Annotated in this window: 17 protein-coding genes; 9 read left to right on the top strand and 8 right to left on the bottom strand. The window is 70.5% G+C overall.

Features of this window, described 5'->3' with window-relative positions; translation table 11 throughout:
- The first annotated feature begins 13 nt into the window (after positions 1–13).
- From GCL72_RS05065 to GCL72_RS05055, 3 genes are all read left to right on the top strand, one after another.
- The gene (locus GCL72_RS05065) at positions 14–751 is read left to right on the top strand and encodes a hypothetical protein (protein ID WP_153143619.1); all 738 of its coding nucleotides are present in this window, start codon (positions 14–16) and stop codon (positions 749–751) included.
- Positions 748–3,009 carry a YhgE/Pip domain-containing protein gene (locus GCL72_RS05060; protein ID WP_153143618.1) on the top strand — a complete coding sequence of 754 codons (2,262 nt, stop codon included), beginning with the start codon at positions 748–750 and terminating at the stop codon, positions 3,007–3,009. Before GCL72_RS05065 ends, GCL72_RS05060 begins: the two co-directional genes overlap by 4 nt.
- Positions 3,010–3,085: 76 nt before the next feature.
- A complete protein-coding gene (locus GCL72_RS05055) occupies positions 3,086–3,739 on the top strand; it encodes a TetR/AcrR family transcriptional regulator (RefSeq protein ID WP_170289562.1) in 654 nt (217 codons plus the stop codon).
- A gap of 38 nt (positions 3,740–3,777) precedes the next feature.
- Here the strand turns inward: GCL72_RS05055 and GCL72_RS05050 are convergent, their stop codons facing one another.
- Positions 3,778–4,422, bottom strand: coding sequence for a hypothetical protein (locus GCL72_RS05050; protein WP_153143616.1), 645 nt, complete (start codon positions 4,420–4,422; stop codon positions 3,778–3,780).
- Between the two features lie 204 nt (positions 4,423–4,626).
- Between GCL72_RS05050 and GCL72_RS05045 the strand changes: the two genes are divergently transcribed.
- The 4 genes from GCL72_RS05045 (at position 4,627) to GCL72_RS05030 (ending at position 7,851) form a co-directional block, all read left to right on the top strand.
- On the top strand, positions 4,627–5,292 hold the full coding sequence (locus GCL72_RS05045; protein WP_153143615.1) for a hydrolase: 666 nt from the start codon (positions 4,627–4,629) through the stop codon (positions 5,290–5,292).
- A 49-nt stretch (positions 5,293–5,341) separates the two neighbouring features.
- Complete coding sequence (locus tag GCL72_RS05040) at positions 5,342–5,710, top strand: GNAT family N-acetyltransferase (protein ID WP_153143614.1); 369 nt, start codon at positions 5,342–5,344, stop codon at positions 5,708–5,710.
- An 85-nt stretch (positions 5,711–5,795) separates the two neighbouring features.
- Positions 5,796–7,025: a glutaminase gene (locus GCL72_RS05035; protein WP_153143613.1), complete on the top strand. Its 1,230-nt coding sequence runs from the start codon at positions 5,796–5,798 to the stop codon at positions 7,023–7,025.
- A gap of 64 nt (positions 7,026–7,089) precedes the next feature.
- On the top strand, positions 7,090–7,851 hold the full coding sequence (locus tag GCL72_RS05030; protein ID WP_153143612.1) for a flavodoxin family protein: 762 nt from the start codon (positions 7,090–7,092) through the stop codon (positions 7,849–7,851).
- Positions 7,852–7,878: 27 nt separating this feature from the next.
- Here GCL72_RS05030 and GCL72_RS05025 read toward each other — a convergent pair whose 3' ends face one another.
- Together GCL72_RS05025 and GCL72_RS05020 are read right to left on the bottom strand one after the other, a co-directional pair.
- Entirely contained in the window at positions 7,879–8,658 is a 780-nt protein-coding gene (locus GCL72_RS05025) for a hypothetical protein (protein ID WP_153143611.1), read from the bottom strand.
- Positions 8,655–9,038 (bottom strand): PadR family transcriptional regulator, encoded by a 384-nt coding sequence (locus tag GCL72_RS05020; RefSeq protein WP_153143610.1) that lies wholly within the window; start codon positions 9,036–9,038, stop codon positions 8,655–8,657. Before GCL72_RS05020 ends, GCL72_RS05025 begins: the two co-directional genes overlap by 4 nt.
- A gap of 141 nt (positions 9,039–9,179) precedes the next feature.
- Between GCL72_RS05020 and GCL72_RS05015 the strand changes: the two genes are divergently transcribed.
- Positions 9,180–10,103, top strand: a complete 924-nt coding sequence (locus GCL72_RS05015; protein WP_153143609.1) for a VOC family protein — start codon at positions 9,180–9,182, stop codon at positions 10,101–10,103.
- Between the two features lie 17 nt (positions 10,104–10,120).
- Here the strand turns inward: GCL72_RS05015 and GCL72_RS05010 are convergent, their stop codons facing one another.
- The 4 genes from GCL72_RS05010 to GCL72_RS04995 all read right to left on the bottom strand — a co-directional run bounded on the left by GCL72_RS05010 (position 10,121) and on the right by GCL72_RS04995 (position 13,813).
- Positions 10,121–10,864, bottom strand: coding sequence for an SDR family oxidoreductase (locus tag GCL72_RS05010; protein ID WP_153143608.1), 744 nt, complete (start codon positions 10,862–10,864; stop codon positions 10,121–10,123).
- Positions 10,865–11,050: 186 nt separating this feature from the next.
- Positions 11,051–11,764, bottom strand: coding sequence for an ABC transporter ATP-binding protein (locus GCL72_RS05005; RefSeq protein WP_246161022.1), 714 nt, complete (start codon positions 11,762–11,764; stop codon positions 11,051–11,053).
- A gap of 98 nt (positions 11,765–11,862) precedes the next feature.
- Positions 11,863–12,912, bottom strand: a complete 1,050-nt coding sequence (locus GCL72_RS05000; RefSeq protein ID WP_246161021.1) for an ABC transporter substrate-binding protein — start codon at positions 12,910–12,912, stop codon at positions 11,863–11,865.
- Between the two features lie 61 nt (positions 12,913–12,973).
- Positions 12,974–13,813, bottom strand: coding sequence for an ABC transporter permease (locus GCL72_RS04995; protein WP_153143606.1), 840 nt, complete (start codon positions 13,811–13,813; stop codon positions 12,974–12,976).
- A gap of 544 nt (positions 13,814–14,357) precedes the next feature.
- On the opposite strand from GCL72_RS04995, the gene GCL72_RS04990 reads away from it, so the two are divergent.
- A complete protein-coding gene (locus GCL72_RS04990) occupies positions 14,358–14,972 on the top strand; it encodes an Rv1352/Rv1906c domain-containing protein (protein WP_153143605.1) in 615 nt (204 codons plus the stop codon).
- 71 nt (positions 14,973–15,043) lie between these two features.
- Here GCL72_RS04990 and GCL72_RS04985 read toward each other — a convergent pair whose 3' ends face one another.
- Positions 15,044–15,973 carry a DUF1177 domain-containing protein gene (locus tag GCL72_RS04985; RefSeq protein WP_153143604.1) on the bottom strand — a complete coding sequence of 310 codons (930 nt, stop codon included), beginning with the start codon at positions 15,971–15,973 and terminating at the stop codon, positions 15,044–15,046.
- Between the last annotated feature and the right edge of the window lie 32 nt (positions 15,974–16,005).

The following is a 16,005-nucleotide window of genomic DNA, read 5'->3' as shown; positions in this document are numbered from 1 at the left end:
TTACGATCGACACATGCTCGATGTGCGCTCGATGAGCTTCCATGACCGGCACGCCCTCATCGTGCCGCCCACCAGATTCCGGATCGCCGCCGGGGAGCTGGTCTTCCTCGAGATCCCCACCCCGGCGGGCCGCACCGCCGCGTCGTTGATCCTCTCCGGCCGCATGGCGCCCGAGGGCGGCGAGCTCCTCCTCGACGACGAGCCGGGTCTGCGTGCTCGCCGTCGCGCCGCCGCCGTCGTCGACGCCGAGGGGATCACCTCCCCGGAACACTTCATGAGCGTCCGCCGCGTCGTGGCCGAGTCGCTCGGCCTGCGCCCACTGCGGGCGCGGCTGCCGCACCGTCGCGACAGGATCCCGTCGTCGCCGCGGGCCTGGATGCAGGCCCACGACTGGAGCGGGGTCGCCGGCGACCATGTCGACGCGCTGCCGGCCCCCGAGCGGATCGAGCTGCTCACGCTCCTGGCCTTCGCCGATCCCCAGGTCCGTCTCGCGGTCCTCGACTCTCCCGATCGTCATGACCTCACCGGCGAGACGCTCGAGGACACCCTCGCCGCCCTGGTCGACGAGGAGTCGGACACCAGCGTGATCGCCGTCGTCGATCGTGCCCCGGCCGGCACGGACCACCGCGTCGTCACCGCTGACGAGCCGCCGGCGGACGAGGAGCCCGACGACGAGGCCCCCGCCCCGGAGGCCGCACCCGGCAGCGCCGACGACGACATCCCCCACGACTCCCCCGCGGAGAACCGATGACCTTCCTGCGCCTGATCCGCTCCGAACTGTCGCGGCTGACCGACAGCATCCTGCCGATCCTCACCGTCCTCGCCCTGGCGGTGGTCCCGGTGATCTACGGCGGCATCTACCTCTACGCGAACTGGGACCCCACCGGGAACCTGGAGGACGTCGACGCCGCGCTGGTGAACCTCGACGACGGCGCGGACTTCGACGGCGAGGCGCAGACCATCGGCGACGACGTCGCCGAGGAGCTCGCCGACGATGCCTCGTTCCACTGGGTCGACGTCGACTCGGTCGAGGACGCCGAGGAGAACGTCGCCTCCGGTGACCAACAGTTCGCCCTGGTGATCCCGCAGGACTTCTCGGCGGCCTTGGCCTCCCCCGGCGACTTCGAGTCCGCCGAGCAGGCCCAGCTGCAGGTGGTCACCAATGACGCCAACAACTACCTGCTGTCCAGCATCGTCGACTCGCTGGCCTCCGAGGTCCACGCCTCAGTGGCCGCGCAGGTCGGCGAGGAGTCCGCCGACCAGCTGCTGACCGGTTTCGGGCGGATCCACCAGCAGATGTTGCAGGCCGCCGACGGCGCCGACGAGCTCACCGACGGCGCCTCCGATCTGGACGACGGCCTGGTCACCCTCCATTCCGGCGCCTCCGACCTCGCCGGCGGCGCGTCAGATCTGGACGACGGCGTCGACGACCTCTCCACCGGGCTGGGCGAGCTCAAGGAGGGCACCGGCCAGCTCGACGACGGCGCCTCGACGCTCTCCTCCGGCGCCGACGATCTCTCCACCGGGGCGAGCGACCTCTCCTCCGGGCTGGGCGACCTCGTCGACGGCGCCGCGGCCGCCGAGTCCGGCGCCGACGATCTCTCCGCCGGCGCCGAGGATCTGCACACCGGGCTGGGCTCGCTGACCGAGGGCGCAGAGCAGGTCGCCGACGGCAACGAGCAGCTCTCGGCCGCCTCCCACGAGGCTACTGAGGTGATCCAGCAGTTCGAGTCCGACGCCGAGGGCCGGGTGGACGAGACCGTCGAGCAGCTGGTCGAGGCCGGGGTGATCGCCGAGGACGACGTCGCCTCCGCCCGCGAGGCACTGGCCTCCACCGCCGCGGACTCGCAGCTGCTGGACCGGGCGCAGCAGACCCGCACCGAGCTGACCGAAGCCCAGGAGCAGATCGACCAGCTGGCCGCCGGTTCCCGCGACGTCGCCGACGGCGCCGCCGAGCTGGAGTCGGGCAGCTCGGAGCTCGCCGACGGCGCCGGCTCGCTGGCGACGCGGCTGCCGGACCTCACCGCCGGCGCCCAGTCGGCGAAGGACGGCGCGGACAGCCTGTCCTCCGGCGCCGACGATCTCTCCGCCGGCGCGAGCGACCTCTCCGAGGGCGCGACCGCCGTCGACTCCGGCGTCGACGAGCTGATCACCGGCGCCGCCCAGCTCGACACCGGCGCCACCGACCTCTCCGAGGGCGCGGTCTCGCTGCGCGACGGACTGTCCGGCGCCCAGGACGGCTCCGCCCAGCTGGTCGACGGCGCCGGAGAGCTCACCGACAGGCTCTCCTCCGGCGCGGAGGATGTGCCCGATCCCGACGCCGAGGAGCGCGACGAGCTCTCCTCGGTGATGGGCGATCCGCTGCGCGTCGCCGAGACCGCCCAGACCGAGGCCGGCAGCTACGGAGCCGGCATGGCGCCCTACTTCCTCGGGTTGTCGCTGTGGATCGGCGCGCTGGTGATGATCCAGGTGCTGCGGCCGGTCTCGCCGCGGGCGCTGGCCTCCAACGCGCCGTCGGCGGCGATCGTGATCGGCTCCTGGCTGCCGTTCCTGCTGCTCTCGCTGGTCCAGGCCGGGCTGGTCTACACCGCAGTGGTCTTCGGGCTCGGGCTGGAGCCGGTGCATCCGTGGATGTCCTTCGGCCTGTTGACCGCAACCTCGGTGGCGTTCACCGCACTGATCCAGGGGGTGGTCACATTGCTGGGCAATCCGGGGAAGATGCTGATGATCGTGCTGCTGGTGCTGCAGCTGGTCGCCTCGGGCGGGACCTATCCGGCCGAGACGCTGCCGGACGGGCTGTCCGCGCTGCATCAGTGGCTGCCGATGAGCTATGTGGTGGACGGGCTGCGGCACGCCATCTACGGCGGGCAGCTGTCCTCGGCGACGACGGCCGCGGCGGCGCTGGTGCTCACCGCCGCCGTGGGGCTGAGCATCATGACCTTCGCGGTGCGGCGGAAGAAGACGTGGTCGCTGAAGCGGCTGCAGCCGCCCTTCGCCGAGGCGGCGTGAGGCGCCGGAGCACGGGAGGATGGAGACCAGCACCCGCCGCGCAGGAGCCAGCAGGACCCGCACCAGAAGGAGCAGCATGAGTGACGACGCCGACGCCGCACCGGGCCCGAAGCGCCCCGCCCGGGTGCGAATCCTGGAGGCGATGATGACCCTGGACGACCATCGCAGCGTCCACGAGCACACGGTCGACGAGCTCGCCGCGATCGCCGGAGTGGCCAAGGGCTCGGTCTACTACCAGTTCGGCTCCAAGGACCGGCTGGTGCGCGAGATGCTCGTCCACGGCGGCGAGGAGCTGCGCGTGATGATGGACGCCGCCGCCGAGCGCACCGAGCCCCGCGGCGAGGGTGACGACGTCGACGCCGATGACGACGGCGAGCGCGCCGGCTTCGCCGCCCGGCTGCGGGCCGCGGTGGAGTTCCTCGACGCCCACCCCTCCTTCACCGGACTGGTCGCCTTCGCGCTGGCCCGCCGGCGGGACGACGAGGCCCAGCAGCTGCGGGCGGAGAAGGAGTCGATCGTCGCGCTGCTGGCCGACCAGCTGGCTTCCCTCGACGCCGCCGTCGCCGCCGTCGCCGGGCGCGCGCCGGCGAGCCGGACGCGGCTGGAGATCACCGCCACCGGGCTGCTCTCGGCGGCGGTGACGCTGGCCATCGACCGGCACACCACGCATCCGGAGTGGGGCGTGGACGACTGTGTCGAGGCGCTGGTGGCGATGGTGTCGGGCGCCTGAGGCGCCGTCGGGACGTGTCGCCGCCGAGCCGCCGGGCCTCAGCTGCCGAAGGGGTTCTGCTCGGCGAGCCAGTTCTGCACCCACCAGGCGCCGCCGGCGAGGATGATCAGCATCGGCACCACCGCGATCGCCAGCGTCCGCCGACGCAGCGCACGACGGCGTTCCCGCAGCGCCTGTTCGTCGAGCAGCGGGTCGGCCGCACCGGTGGTCAACACCGCATAGCCGACGCCCCAGGCGGCGAGCACCACCAGGATCGAGACCAGCATCGGCGCGCCGGGCGCCAGCGTGGCCAGCACCGGCGGCAGCACGACCACCGGCAGCGCGATGATCGCGCCGGCCAGCAGGATCGCCACGATCAGCGGGGCGGGCCGCTCGGCCAGTCCGCGCAGGGTCTGCTGGCCGAGCCCGACGACGCCGGCCCCGGCGGCGGCGAGCAGCGCTGCGGTGATGACTCCGCCGAGGGTGATGCGCGCGCCGTGGTCGGAGAGCAGCGCGGCGGTGCTCCAGGCCAGTGCCAGCGTCCCGAGCACTTCCACCACGACGACGGCGGCGGTCCGGCGTGCCCCGGGCATCGGCTCAGGTGCCGCGGCGGGGGTCGCGGCGGCGGCCGCGCCGTCGTCGCCGTCGGACGTCTCCTCCGGCACGGGGGTGCGTGTCTGGTCCGTCCGGTCAGTGTCGAGCATGGCCGCTCCTCCTCGCCTGCTGTGGGGTGATGTGTCTGACGCGTCGGGAGGATAGGACGTTCGGCTGAACGCCGGCGCAGAACGACAGGCGGGAGGCCGTCGTCGCACCGGATCGCGTCCGGACAGGCCCAGGGTGCCGGTGCTACTCTGCCTCAGGAAGCGGAGCCCTGTGAGCTCTGCCACGATTCCGGGAGGATGATGATCATGACTCAGCACCCCAAGACGCAGCAGGAGCCGGCCCGGGACCCGCAGCAGGATCACCTGCTCTCCCCGGGGAACTGCGTGCTCGCGCTGATCGATTACCAGCCGGAGCAGTACAGCACGGTGACCTCGGCCTCGCGGGAGCGCATCGATCTCAACGTCATCGGTCTGGCCAAGATCGCCCATGCCTATGACATCCCGGTGGTGCTCTCCACCGTCGGCGTCGACATGGGCGTGAACTCCGGGACCGCGCAGGCCATCCGCGACGAGCTGCCCGGCGTCGGCGAGATCGACCGGACCGGGGTCAATGCTTGGGAGGACGCCGAGTTCCGCGCCGCCGTCGAGGCCACCGGCCGGACGAAGGTCGTCATCGCCGGGCTCTGGACCGAGGTCTGCCTGACGTTCCCGACGCTGGATATGCTCGCCGCCGGCTACGAGGTCTACCCGGTCGCCGACGCCGTCGGCGGCATCAGCCCCGTCGCGCACGACCGCGCCTTCGACCGGATGATCGCCGCCGGCGCCAGCCCGGTGACCACGATCTCCTTCGGCGGCGAGCTGATGCGCAACTGGGCCCGACCGGACGCCGACAACCTGCGGGGCGTGATGCAGTGGTACTTCCCCCGCAAGCAGCAGCTGGACGAAGCCGAGGGCGTCGACGGCCGCGGCTGAGCCGCCGACCCTGCCGACGCCGCCCGCCCGACTCTCAGGAGGAACACTCATGTCCGACGACCACACCACCGGGACTTCCGGCTCCCCCAGCACCTCCGATCAGCAGGAGACCGTCCGCCGCAACGGCGAGGAGTCCCGCTTCGAGGTGCACGTCGGCGACGAGCTCGCCGGCTTCTCGATGTACAAGGACCTGCCCGACGACGGCCAGCGGATCTTCTACCACACCGAGATCTTCGACGCCTTCGGCGGGCTCGGGCTGGCCAGCACGCTGACCCGCTCGGCGCTGGAGACCAGCGCGGTCGAGGGATGGCGGATCGTGCCCGTCTGCCCGTACGTGAAGAAGTGGCTCGAGTCCCACCACGAGGTAGACGACGCCGTGGACGCGGTGCGCCCGGCGCATCTGGAGGCGCTGCGCTGACCCTGAGCCGCGCGCACTCGGGGAAGCCGGGTCGCCCGGACCTGCCTCAGACTCCCGGCTCCGATGCTGAAAGGACCACGGCGGCATGAAGACCCCGATCCCCGATTACCTCGAGGAAGTCCTCGCCGAGCTGCGCGACGTCGACGACGGCGCGACGGCCGACTACATCCCGGAGCTGGCCTCGGCCTATCCCGAACGCAGCGCCCTGGCCATCACCTCCGCCGACGGCAGCACCTATTCCGCCGGCGATGCGGAGGTCGCCTTCACTATCCAGTCCATCTCCAAGCCGTTCGCCTATGCGGCGGCCATCATGGACCGCGGCCTGGACCGAGTGCTGGAGGCCGTGGGCGTCGAACCCTCCGGCGAGGCGTTCAACGAGCTCTCCCTGGAGGGCGAGACGCATCGTCCCAGGAATCCGATGATCAACGCCGGCGCGATCACCGCCCATGCGCTGCTGGTCGGCCCGACGACGACGGCGGCCGACCGCGTCGAGCGGATCCGGGTGCTGTGCTCGCGGCTGGCCGACCGGGAGCTGGCGGTCGACGAACGTGTCGCCGCCTCGGAGCTCGAGACGGCGGACCGCAATCTGGCCATCGCCCATATGCTCCGTACCTACGGCATCGTCGACGATCCGGCCCATGAGCTCGTGGAGGGCTATGTCCGCCAGTGTGCGCTGCTGGTGACGGTCGAGGACCTGTCGATGATGGCGGCGACGCTCGCCGCGGGCGGAGTCCAGCCGCGCACCGGCGAGCAGCTGATGCCGCCGGAGGTGGCCCGGCAGGTCATGGCCGTGATGGCCGCCGCCGGCATGTACGACGCGGCCGGCGACTGGCTGACCCGGGTGGGCATCCCCGCCAAGAGCGGGGTCGCCGGAGGGATGGTCGGAGTGCTGCCCGACCGGGCCGGCATCAGTGCCTTCTCCCCGCGTCTGGACGCGCGCGGGAACAGCGTCCGCGGGCGCATGGCCTTCGAGCGGCTCTCCGCGGACATGGGGATGCACCTGTTCGCCGCGGACCGCGGCCTGCCGGACCGGGTGGAGCTGGACGACGACGGAACCACCGCCACCCTGGTGCTGCGCGGGACTGTGGAGTTCACCGCCGCCGCCCAGCTGCTGGATCTGATGGCCACCCTGCGCCGGGACACCGTGCTGCTGGACGTCTCGCGGGTGCACGCTGTCAGCGACGTCGGCCGCCGGATGACGCTGGAGGGGCTGCGGCGGCTGCGGCTCGACGGCGTCCGCGTCCAGCTGCATGATCCGGGCGAGGTGCTGCCCGACCCGGACCTCGGCGACGGCGGCCGCCCCGAGATGCGGTGACGCCTGCCCGGTGAGGCGCCGCCCTCCCCCATCGTTCATCGGCAATCGGACAGCGAGGTGCCCCATGACATCGACTGATCACGACACCCAGGCAGCCGGGCGGCGCTCCACTGCGGCGACCGCCTCGGACTTCAGCCATCTGCGCGCGACCTTCTTCAACTGCACGCTCAAGCCGTCCCCGGAGGTCAGCCACACCGGAGCGCTGGTGGAGGCCAGCGCCCGGCTGATGCGCCACCACGGGGTGAGCGTGGAGGTCATCCGCCCGGTGGACCATGACATCGCCCCCGGCGTGCAGCCGGATATGACCCAGCACGGCTGGGAGACCGACGAGTGGCCGCAGCTGCACCGGACGGTCATGGCCTCCGACATCCTGGTGCTGGCCGGCCCGATCTGGCTGGGCGACAACAGCTCGGTGATGCGACGGGTCATCGAGCGGCTCTACTCGAACTCCGGCGACCTCAACGACGCCGGCCAGTCCTCCTACTACGGCCGGGTCGGCGGGGCGCTGTTCACCGGCAACGAGGACGGGATCAAGCACTGCGCGATGAACGTGCTCTACAGCCTGCAGCACCTCGGCTGCACCATCCCGCCGCAGGCCGACGCCGGCTGGGTCGGCGAGGCCGGCCCCGGCCCGTCCTATCTGGACCCGGGCTCCGGCGGCCCGGAGAACGACTTCACCAACCGCAACGCCACGTTCATGACCTACAACCTGATGCATCTGGCGGCGATGCTCCGCGCCGCCGGCGGGATCCCCTCCTACGGCAACGATCGCCGCGCCTGGGACGCCGGCACCGGGGCGGAGCATGTGAACCCCGAATACCGGTGAGCCGGGCTGCTCGGAGCGCGGCCGGTGTCAGCCGAACAGCAGCAACACCGCGGCCATGACCGCGGTGCCCGCTGGAATCATCAGCAGCCGGAACCGCTCGGCCCAGGCGATGCTGCGCCGTCGGCGATCGCGCTCCACCGCGCCGTCCCAGGGGGTGAGGAGCATGTCCTGCTCCGGGTCGCGGGCTTCGCGGCGGACCAGGACCAGATCCCAGAGCACGCCGGCGAGCACCACGACGGCGCCGGCGGCCAGGCTCGGTCCGGCCGGGGCGGCGAGCAGCTCCTGACGCAGCAGGATCGTCGGCGCGACGATCAGCGCCAGGGACAGTGGGGCGGCGACGGCAGCCTTCCACCGCGGGCCGGCCAGCGCGCCCAGAGTCTTCTCCGGCCAGAGTCCCAGCGCGAGGACCACCGCCACCAGCACCAGAGCGCTGACCAGCGCTCCGGCGGTGACGCTCATCGCCTGCCCGGCGGCGATCTCAGGTGCGGCGGTGATCACGGCGAGCATGCCGGCCAGCTGCACCAGGGTCGGCAGCGTCCGCCGCAGCACGGCCGCCGTCGCCTGCTCCTCGGTCTCCGGCAGTCCCAGGCTGCGGGCGTACTCGCCGGCATCCCCGAAGGCCTCGCCCGCCGGTTCGCCGCTCTCGGCGCAGTGGGAGTCGACTTCGGCGAGCGCGGCGCCGATGTCGTCGCCGGCGACGCCGTGCAGCCGCAGCTCGACGATGAAGTCGCCGGCCCACTCGCGGTCGACGTGCGGAGCCAGCGTCTCCTCGACGGAACGTGCGTCGGTGGAGCGGGAGCGGGTCATGGCGTCTCCTCCTGCGGAGTGAGGATGTCAGCGGTGGTGGCGACGAACTGGTGCCAGTGCGCGCGACGTGCGGCGAGGTCAGCGCGGCCGGCGTCGGTGAGCAGGTAGTACTTCCGCCCCGGGCCGCCGTCGCCGGGGCGCCAGTCGACCTCGACCCGGCCGGACTGCTCGAAGCGCTGCAGCAGCGGGTAGAGCGTGCCGCCCTTGACGGTGCCCAGTCCTTCGTCGGCCAGGCGGGTCGCGATCTCGTAGCCGTAGGTCGGGCCGTCGGCGAGGATGCGCAGCACGCAGAGCTCGAGGACGGCACGGAGCCACTCGGAAGGCCATTCCGACGGCCAGTCGGCGGGCCGCTCCTCCGGCTCGTGGTGCATCGAGGTCATGACTAGATCGTACGACTGACTAGTCAGGATGACAATATAGTCGTACCGACCCGGGGGAACATCCGCGGCGCCCACTGCGTTGATAGTTGTTGCAACAACAACCCGGCGGGAGATTCCCGCCCGACTCCTGCGAGGTCCGCCATGCTCCCTGCCTCCCCCGCCGCCGACGTCGAGCGCGTCATCCACCCGGAGACGTCGATGGACGCGGTCACCCTGCACGTCGGTGACCTGGAGATGATGTCCGAGTACTACGCCACTGCCCTGGCGATGGAGCCGTTGCAGGAGCGCACCCGCGGCCGCGAGGTCCACCGGGTGCTGGGGCGTGGCACCACTCCGATGGTCCGGCTGGTCCATGCTCCGGGCATGAACGCAGTGGATCCGCGCGCGGCCGGGCTGTTCCACACCGCGTTCCTCGTCGAGGACGAGGCCAGCCTGGCCGCGACCCTCTACCGGGCCGCGCAGCACCCGCTCTCGCGGTTCGTCGGCTCGGCCGATCACCTGGTCAGCGAAGCCTTCTACTTCACCGACCCGGAGGGCAATGGGATCGAGATCTACCGGGACCGGCCGCGGACGATGTGGGAGGTCCACGACGGGCGGGTCACCATGGATTCGCTGCGGCTGGATCCGCAGCAGTACCTGCGCGAGCACCTGGACCAGGGCGTCCTCGACGCCGGCGCCGAGCGGGCCGGAGTGGTCGGGCACGTGCACCTGCAGGTCGGCGACGTGGAGCGGGCACGGGAGTTCTACGTCGGCGCGCTGGGCTTCGACCCGACCGCCTCGCTGCCCGGGGCGCTCTTCGCCTCAGCCGGCGGGTATCACCACCACGTGGCGATGAACACCTGGAACAGCCGCGGGGCCGGTCCGCGCGCCTCGCGGCTGGGGCTGGGCGACCTGGCGATCACCGTGCCGCAGCGTGAGGACCTGGATGCGCTGGTCGCCCGCTACCGCGCGGCCGGGCTGGACTTCGACGACGACGGCCGCCGTGTGGTCACCTGCGACCCCTGGGGCACCCAGGTCTCGGTGGCGGTGCCCGGCACCGAGACCGAGGAGCTGCTCGAGCGGTGAGGCCGCGCCCGGTTCGCCTACTGCGCCTGGCCGGCCAGCCACTCCTCGACTGACGGGCCGACCAGCTCGGCGCCCTCGGGCGCGAGCAGCGCTCCATCGGCCAGCGCGGGCATCGCAGCCTCGACAGTGCGCACCGGCCGATCGTCGCCGCGGGCGGCGAGGTAGCGCTCGGTGAGTTCGGACAGCCGGAGGGTCTCCGGTCCGGCCAGCGAGCGGCGCGGCAGGCGCGAGTGTGCGGCGTCGTGCAGGACCTCGGCGACGACGGCGACGGCGACCGGCTGGATCAGCCAGTCCTGGACGGTGACCTCGTAGTCGCCGGTCGTCACCGCGGCGGGGTCCACGGCGAACTCATGCCACTGGGTGGTGACGATGATCGTCGCCGGGAAGCCGCTGTCGGCGATGACCTGCTCCTGGGCGCGCTTCGCCAGGTAATAGGGGAACTCGTCGAAGGCCGGGTCGTGGATAGTGCTGATCGACAGGTATACCAGATGCTCGACGCCGGCTCTGCGACAGGCCGCGATCAGCCGCGTCGTCGCCTGAGCATAGGCCTCGACGAGGTCGGCTTCGGGATCCTGAAGACGCGGGTTCGAGGCATCGATGACGACGTCGACGCCGGCCAGTGCCGCGGTCAGCCCCTCGCCGGCGAGCAGGTCGACGCCTGCGGATCGGGAGATCTCGACGACGTGGTGGCCGCGCTCCCGTGCCAGCGCGACGGTGGACGCTCCGGCAGTGCCGGTGGCTCCGGCGACGGCGATCTGCATATTAGTCTCCCCTCCCCGATGATGCAGCTGGTCAGCACCAGCCGATCCGCTCAGCGCCTCCTGCCGCCACGCTAATGCTCGCGAGCACCGAGCGGCCAGGGTTCGGGTCGGAGCCGGCACCACACGACATCGGCCGACCACCGGCACGTCGCGATGAGCCGCCCGACCACGCCGGGCACCCTGATGTCACTCGTGCGAGGACGCGCTCCCGAGCAGTTCGCGCACCCGCCCAGCGACGCGATGGAACTCCGGGTCCTCCATCGTCTCCTCATAGTCACGCTCGCGGGGAAGGTTCACTGTGAACTCCTCCACGACATGCCCGGGACGAGCGCCCATCACCACGACGCGGGTCGCCAGGTACACCGCCTCTGCCACTGAGTGCGTAACGAGGGCCGCGGTCATGTCCCGTTCGCGCCACATCCGCTGCATCTCCACGTTCATCTTCTCGCGGGTCAGAGCGTCGAGGGCGCCGAAAGGCTCGTCCATGAGCAGCACATCCGGCTGATGAAGCAGAGAACGGCACAGCGCCGCCCGCTGCTGCATGCCGCCGGAGAGTTGGTGCGGCAGCGATTTCTCGAATCCGGTGAGTCCGGTGAACTGAATCAGGTCTTCGCAGCGTTCACGCGCTTCTACCCGGTCCATGCCCCGCATCTCGGCCTGCAGCAGGATGTTGCGACGCACGTCGCGCCACGGCATCAGTGCCGGCCGCTGGAAGACGAATCCGACATCCTGCCGAGGGCCGACCACCTGGTCCCCACGCAGCGAGACGCTGCCCTCCGTCGTGGAGGTGATGCCGGAGATCGCCCGCAACAACGTGGACTTGCCGCACCCAGAGGGTCCGACGATCGCGATGAACTCGCCTTGCTGGATCTGCAGCGAGACGCCCCGCAGAGCGACCACGGAGCTCTTCTTGGAGTCGAATCGGATCGTGATGTCGTCGACGTCGACCAGGGTGTCCGTCTCGACGGCGGTCGACGGGCTCGGCGTCTCCACGGTCATCATTCTCCCTCCGGCGCGAAGGAGTCGTCGTAGTAGGTCTCGACCGGATTCTCTTCGTCGATCAGCTCGGCCTCAGACATCACCGAGATGGTGTTCTCCCAGTCCTCCGCGGCGTTCCACCCGGGAGCTTCGCCCTCAGAGTTCTCCGTGGTCAGGATCTCGCTGGTCTGCTTCCACTGATCGACGACGACACTCTGGGCGGGCAGCTGCGGGTCCTTACCTTCCATAGCCCCGGCGGCGGCGTCGGGTTCTTCGACGGCGGCGTCGAAAGCCTCGGACGTCGCGGCGACCATACGCTCGACGAGGTCGGAATCGTCGTCGATGGTGCCCTGGCTGGCGACCAGACCGTTCGAATAGAAGTTCAGTCCCACGTCGCTGTAACGGATGTAAGAGACCTCGTCGCCGCTCTCGTCCTCGATCTGCGGCCCCTGATCGTGGGCGAAGCCGATGAGTCCGTCGACCTGACCGGAGATCACCGAGGAGACCTTGCCGGCCGGGTCGAGGTTCTGCTGGTCCACTGCGTCGGCGTCGACGCCGGCCTCTTCCAGGAACTGTGGGAAGGTCGACGTCGGCGCGTCGCCGGCCGAGACGGCGATGGTCTTGCCCTCGAGGTCGGCAGGCTCCTCGATGCCGGAGTCGGAGAAGAACTGGACGGCCGACGGCGTCGTCTGCAGGAACACTCCGACGCTCTTCACGGAGACACCCTGGTCGATGTTGGACATCAGCGGCGCCGTATCCGCCCAGCCGAAGTCGGCCTCTCCGGAGCCGATCGCCTGCACCGTCCGGGTCGACCCCTGTCCGGACTGGATTTCGAGATCGATCCCGTGGTCCTCGAAGATGCCCTCTTCGACGCCGTAGTAGAACGGCGCGTGCTCCCCATAGGGATACCAGTTCAGCATGAGGCTGACTTCGTCCAGATCGCCGTCGCCGCTGGAGCCGCCGTCGCCGCCGCAGGCGGTCAGGGCCAGCGCTCCGGCACCCAGCATCGCCGTCAGCGACAAGATGCGCGACTGATTCGTCGTCGAGTTCTCGCGGGTCATGCGGGTCATGGAGATCCCTTTCTGATCGTTCGCCGGCGGTGCCCGGCGGGACGTCGCGGAGCGTCTCTGCTCAGGCGTCCTTGTTGCGGTGGGAGGCGTGCCACGGGATGGATATCCGCTCGATAACCTCGAGGATGAGGAACAGCAGTACACCCAAGGCGGACATGATGATGAGCGCGGCGAAGAGCATCGCGGTGTCGAGATTGCCGTTGGCTTGGAGGATCACGTAGCCGAGGCCCTCGTTCGCACCGACGAATTCGCCGACGACGGCGCCGGTCACCGCCAACGTCGCAGCGACCTTCAGACCGGAGAGCAGCTCCGGCAGCGCCGCGGGGAAGCGGATCTTGATGAAGGTCTTCCACCGCGAGCCGCCCATGATGGAGGCAAGCTCGAGAGCCTCCGGGTCCACGGACCGGAGCCCGCTGATGCCGGCGATGACGATCGGGAAGAACGCCATCAGCACGGCGACGAGGACCTTCGGCTCGGGCCCGAAGCCCAGCCAGACGATGAACAGCGGGGCGATGGCGATCTTGGGGATGACCTGGGCGAAGAGGATGATCGGATAGAACGTCCGCTCGAGCGTCCGCGAGTAGACCATGATCACCGCCATGCCGACGCCCACGACGGCGGCGATGAGGAAGCCGATGATGGTCTCGACTGCCGTCACCCAGGTGTGGAGCGCCAGGTACGCACCATTCTCGGATAGCGCTGCCCAAGTGTCCTCGGGGGACGGAAGGATATACGGAGGCGCCATCCCCGTCGAGGTGGCACCCCACCAGAGCAGCACGACCAAAAGCAGGAACACAGCCGGGTAAGCGATTGCTGACACCCGTCCTGACCAGGGATTTCCCCGGAACTTGGCAGGCGATTCAGTGCGCGCCCCTCGTCGTTCAGGAGCCTCTGTCGTCATGCCTTGCCTCTCCTCGCCATCAGTGCGTAACCCCGCACCGTTCAGAATGCGCTTTCCATCGTGATTCACATCACGCTAGACCGTCCATGAGTGCCGCGTCAAGGCGAACCTGTGACGGGCGTGCGGCACCTCCGACGCCCGCCGGATCACTCACTGCATGCGCGGGGCGCATGCTGCAGGCGTCGATGTCAGAACCTGCCCGTAGTGTGACGTACACGACTCATCGGCCACCGACCGGCGCTTCGCACCCGCCGGTCGAAAGTGCCGATGAGTCGCCGCAGATCACCACGCGCACCTGGATGAGGAGCCTCAGATGTCCCACGACGACGAGCCGACCCGCCCGATCCCGCCGCAGTCTCCCCCGCCTGACGACGGCGCGGGACCTGGGCAGCCTTCCGGGCCTCCACCGGCCGACGGACCGCCAGCCCCTGGACAGCCGCCCGGCCCGCCCGCGCAGATGCCTCCGCCTCCTGGGCCGGGCGGACCCGCCGGACCGCCTCCCGGGCCTCCCGGCCCGCCCGCTCCGATGGGACCGCCGCCGCCCATGCCGCCGCAGCCGCCGCCCGGCGCGGCGCCGGAGCCGAAGAAGCGCCGTCGATGGCCGTGGGTCGTCGGCGTGGTCGTGGCCTTCATCGTGGGCACGACGCTGGGCGGCGCGGCCTCCGCGGATCCCGAGCCTGAGATCGTCACCGAGACCGAGACGATCACCGAGACCGAGACTGAAGAGGTCGAGGTCCCGCCGGCTGATCTCGAAGAGCAGCGGCAGGCTGCCGACGAGCGTGACTCGGAGCTGGACACTCGCGAAGAGGAGCTCGGCACCCGTACCTCTGACCTCGACTCCCGCAGCTCCGACCTCGATACCCGGGAGGAGGACCTGGACACCCGCGAGGAGGAGATCTCGACGCAGGAGACCGAGGTCGAGGAGAACACGATCCCGGGGACGGGCGTGTACATCGTCGGCGAGGACATCGATGCTGGCACGTACAGCACCGAGGTCACCGGCATCAACTGCTACTGGGCGCGGCTCTCCGGCACGGGCGGAGACCTCGACGACATCATCACGAACAACAACGTCTCCGAGGGCCAGGCTCTGGTGACGATCGCCGAGACTGACGTGGCGTTCGAGACGAACGGATGCGGTGAGTGGACGAAACGGTGAGGTAGTGAGGCGGCCACGTGGTGAGGCGGAGGTCGGCGGCGAGCACCGGGCCTCCACCTCCCTGCGTCTGCTCAGGCGCCCTGCTGGGAGAGGTGCCGGAGCGACCCGTACAGACGATGCAGCGTGGCGACCTCCTCCGGATCGACGAAGTCCGCCGTCCCTCGGCCGAACCTCTGAGCGGCTTCGAGACAGAATCGAGCAGCTGACGCGATATCGCCCTCGTGGCTGGCACCGGTCGCGCTCCCAGGTACCGTCGTCTCCGCCGTGATCGCGACGCCCACCACCGGGACCCGGGCCTCGGTGGCCGGCTGCATGATGCTGTTGATGTGGGACAGCCCGTTGCCGTAGGGCGTGATGTCCTGTGTGGTGATGGGCAAGGTCACCGCCGGACGTCCGGTCGTGCTCTCCAGGACGTCGAGGAGGTCCTCCGGCACCTTGAGAACATACCCGTCCAACACCGCCGGAGTGAGGGAGACCCCGGAGGAGTTCACCAGACGGTTCCCCTTGGTCGTGTCGATCGAGAGGATCGCGTCCATCTCCTCACACACTTCGTGCCTGTTCATCGTGCTGATGTCCACCGGGGAGTCCATGAACTCCACGGGGCGGTGGGGCAGCGTCGGGGCGTCCGGGCAGATATGCGTGGCGAGGACGACGTCGCCGGCGAGCCGGTCCCCGCGGGCCCGCATTCGGGAAAGCTTGAGCGCGCAAGCCACTGCGGCGGCGGCTCCGTCGCCGTCGGAGACGAAGCCGACGCGGCTCGGCCGGGCGCCGATGCCGCCCAGCCGGCCGATGATGCCCAGCGTCGGCGCCTCCCCTCCCCCGTCGGCGCCGTCGGTCCCGGGGATCAGGAGCCGGAGGAAGTCGGTGGATCCGCGCTCCGTGGCGACCGGGGTGACCTCGACATCCTCTGCGCCGGCTGCGCGCAGCGCAGCAGCCACGCGTTCCCCGTCCGCCGTCGGCGCATCGAGCAGGTCCAGACTGTCCATGACCTCTCTGAGCATGGGTTCTCTCCTTCGCAGATCGTGCCGCGACC

It is taken from the genome of Nesterenkonia halophila, from assembly GCF_009467795.1.
Classification (GTDB): domain Bacteria; phylum Actinomycetota; class Actinomycetes; order Actinomycetales; family Micrococcaceae; genus Nesterenkonia; species Nesterenkonia halobia.
The sequence above is the reverse complement of the archived record's forward strand: the minus strand, read 5'-3'. Positions and strand labels throughout refer to the sequence as shown.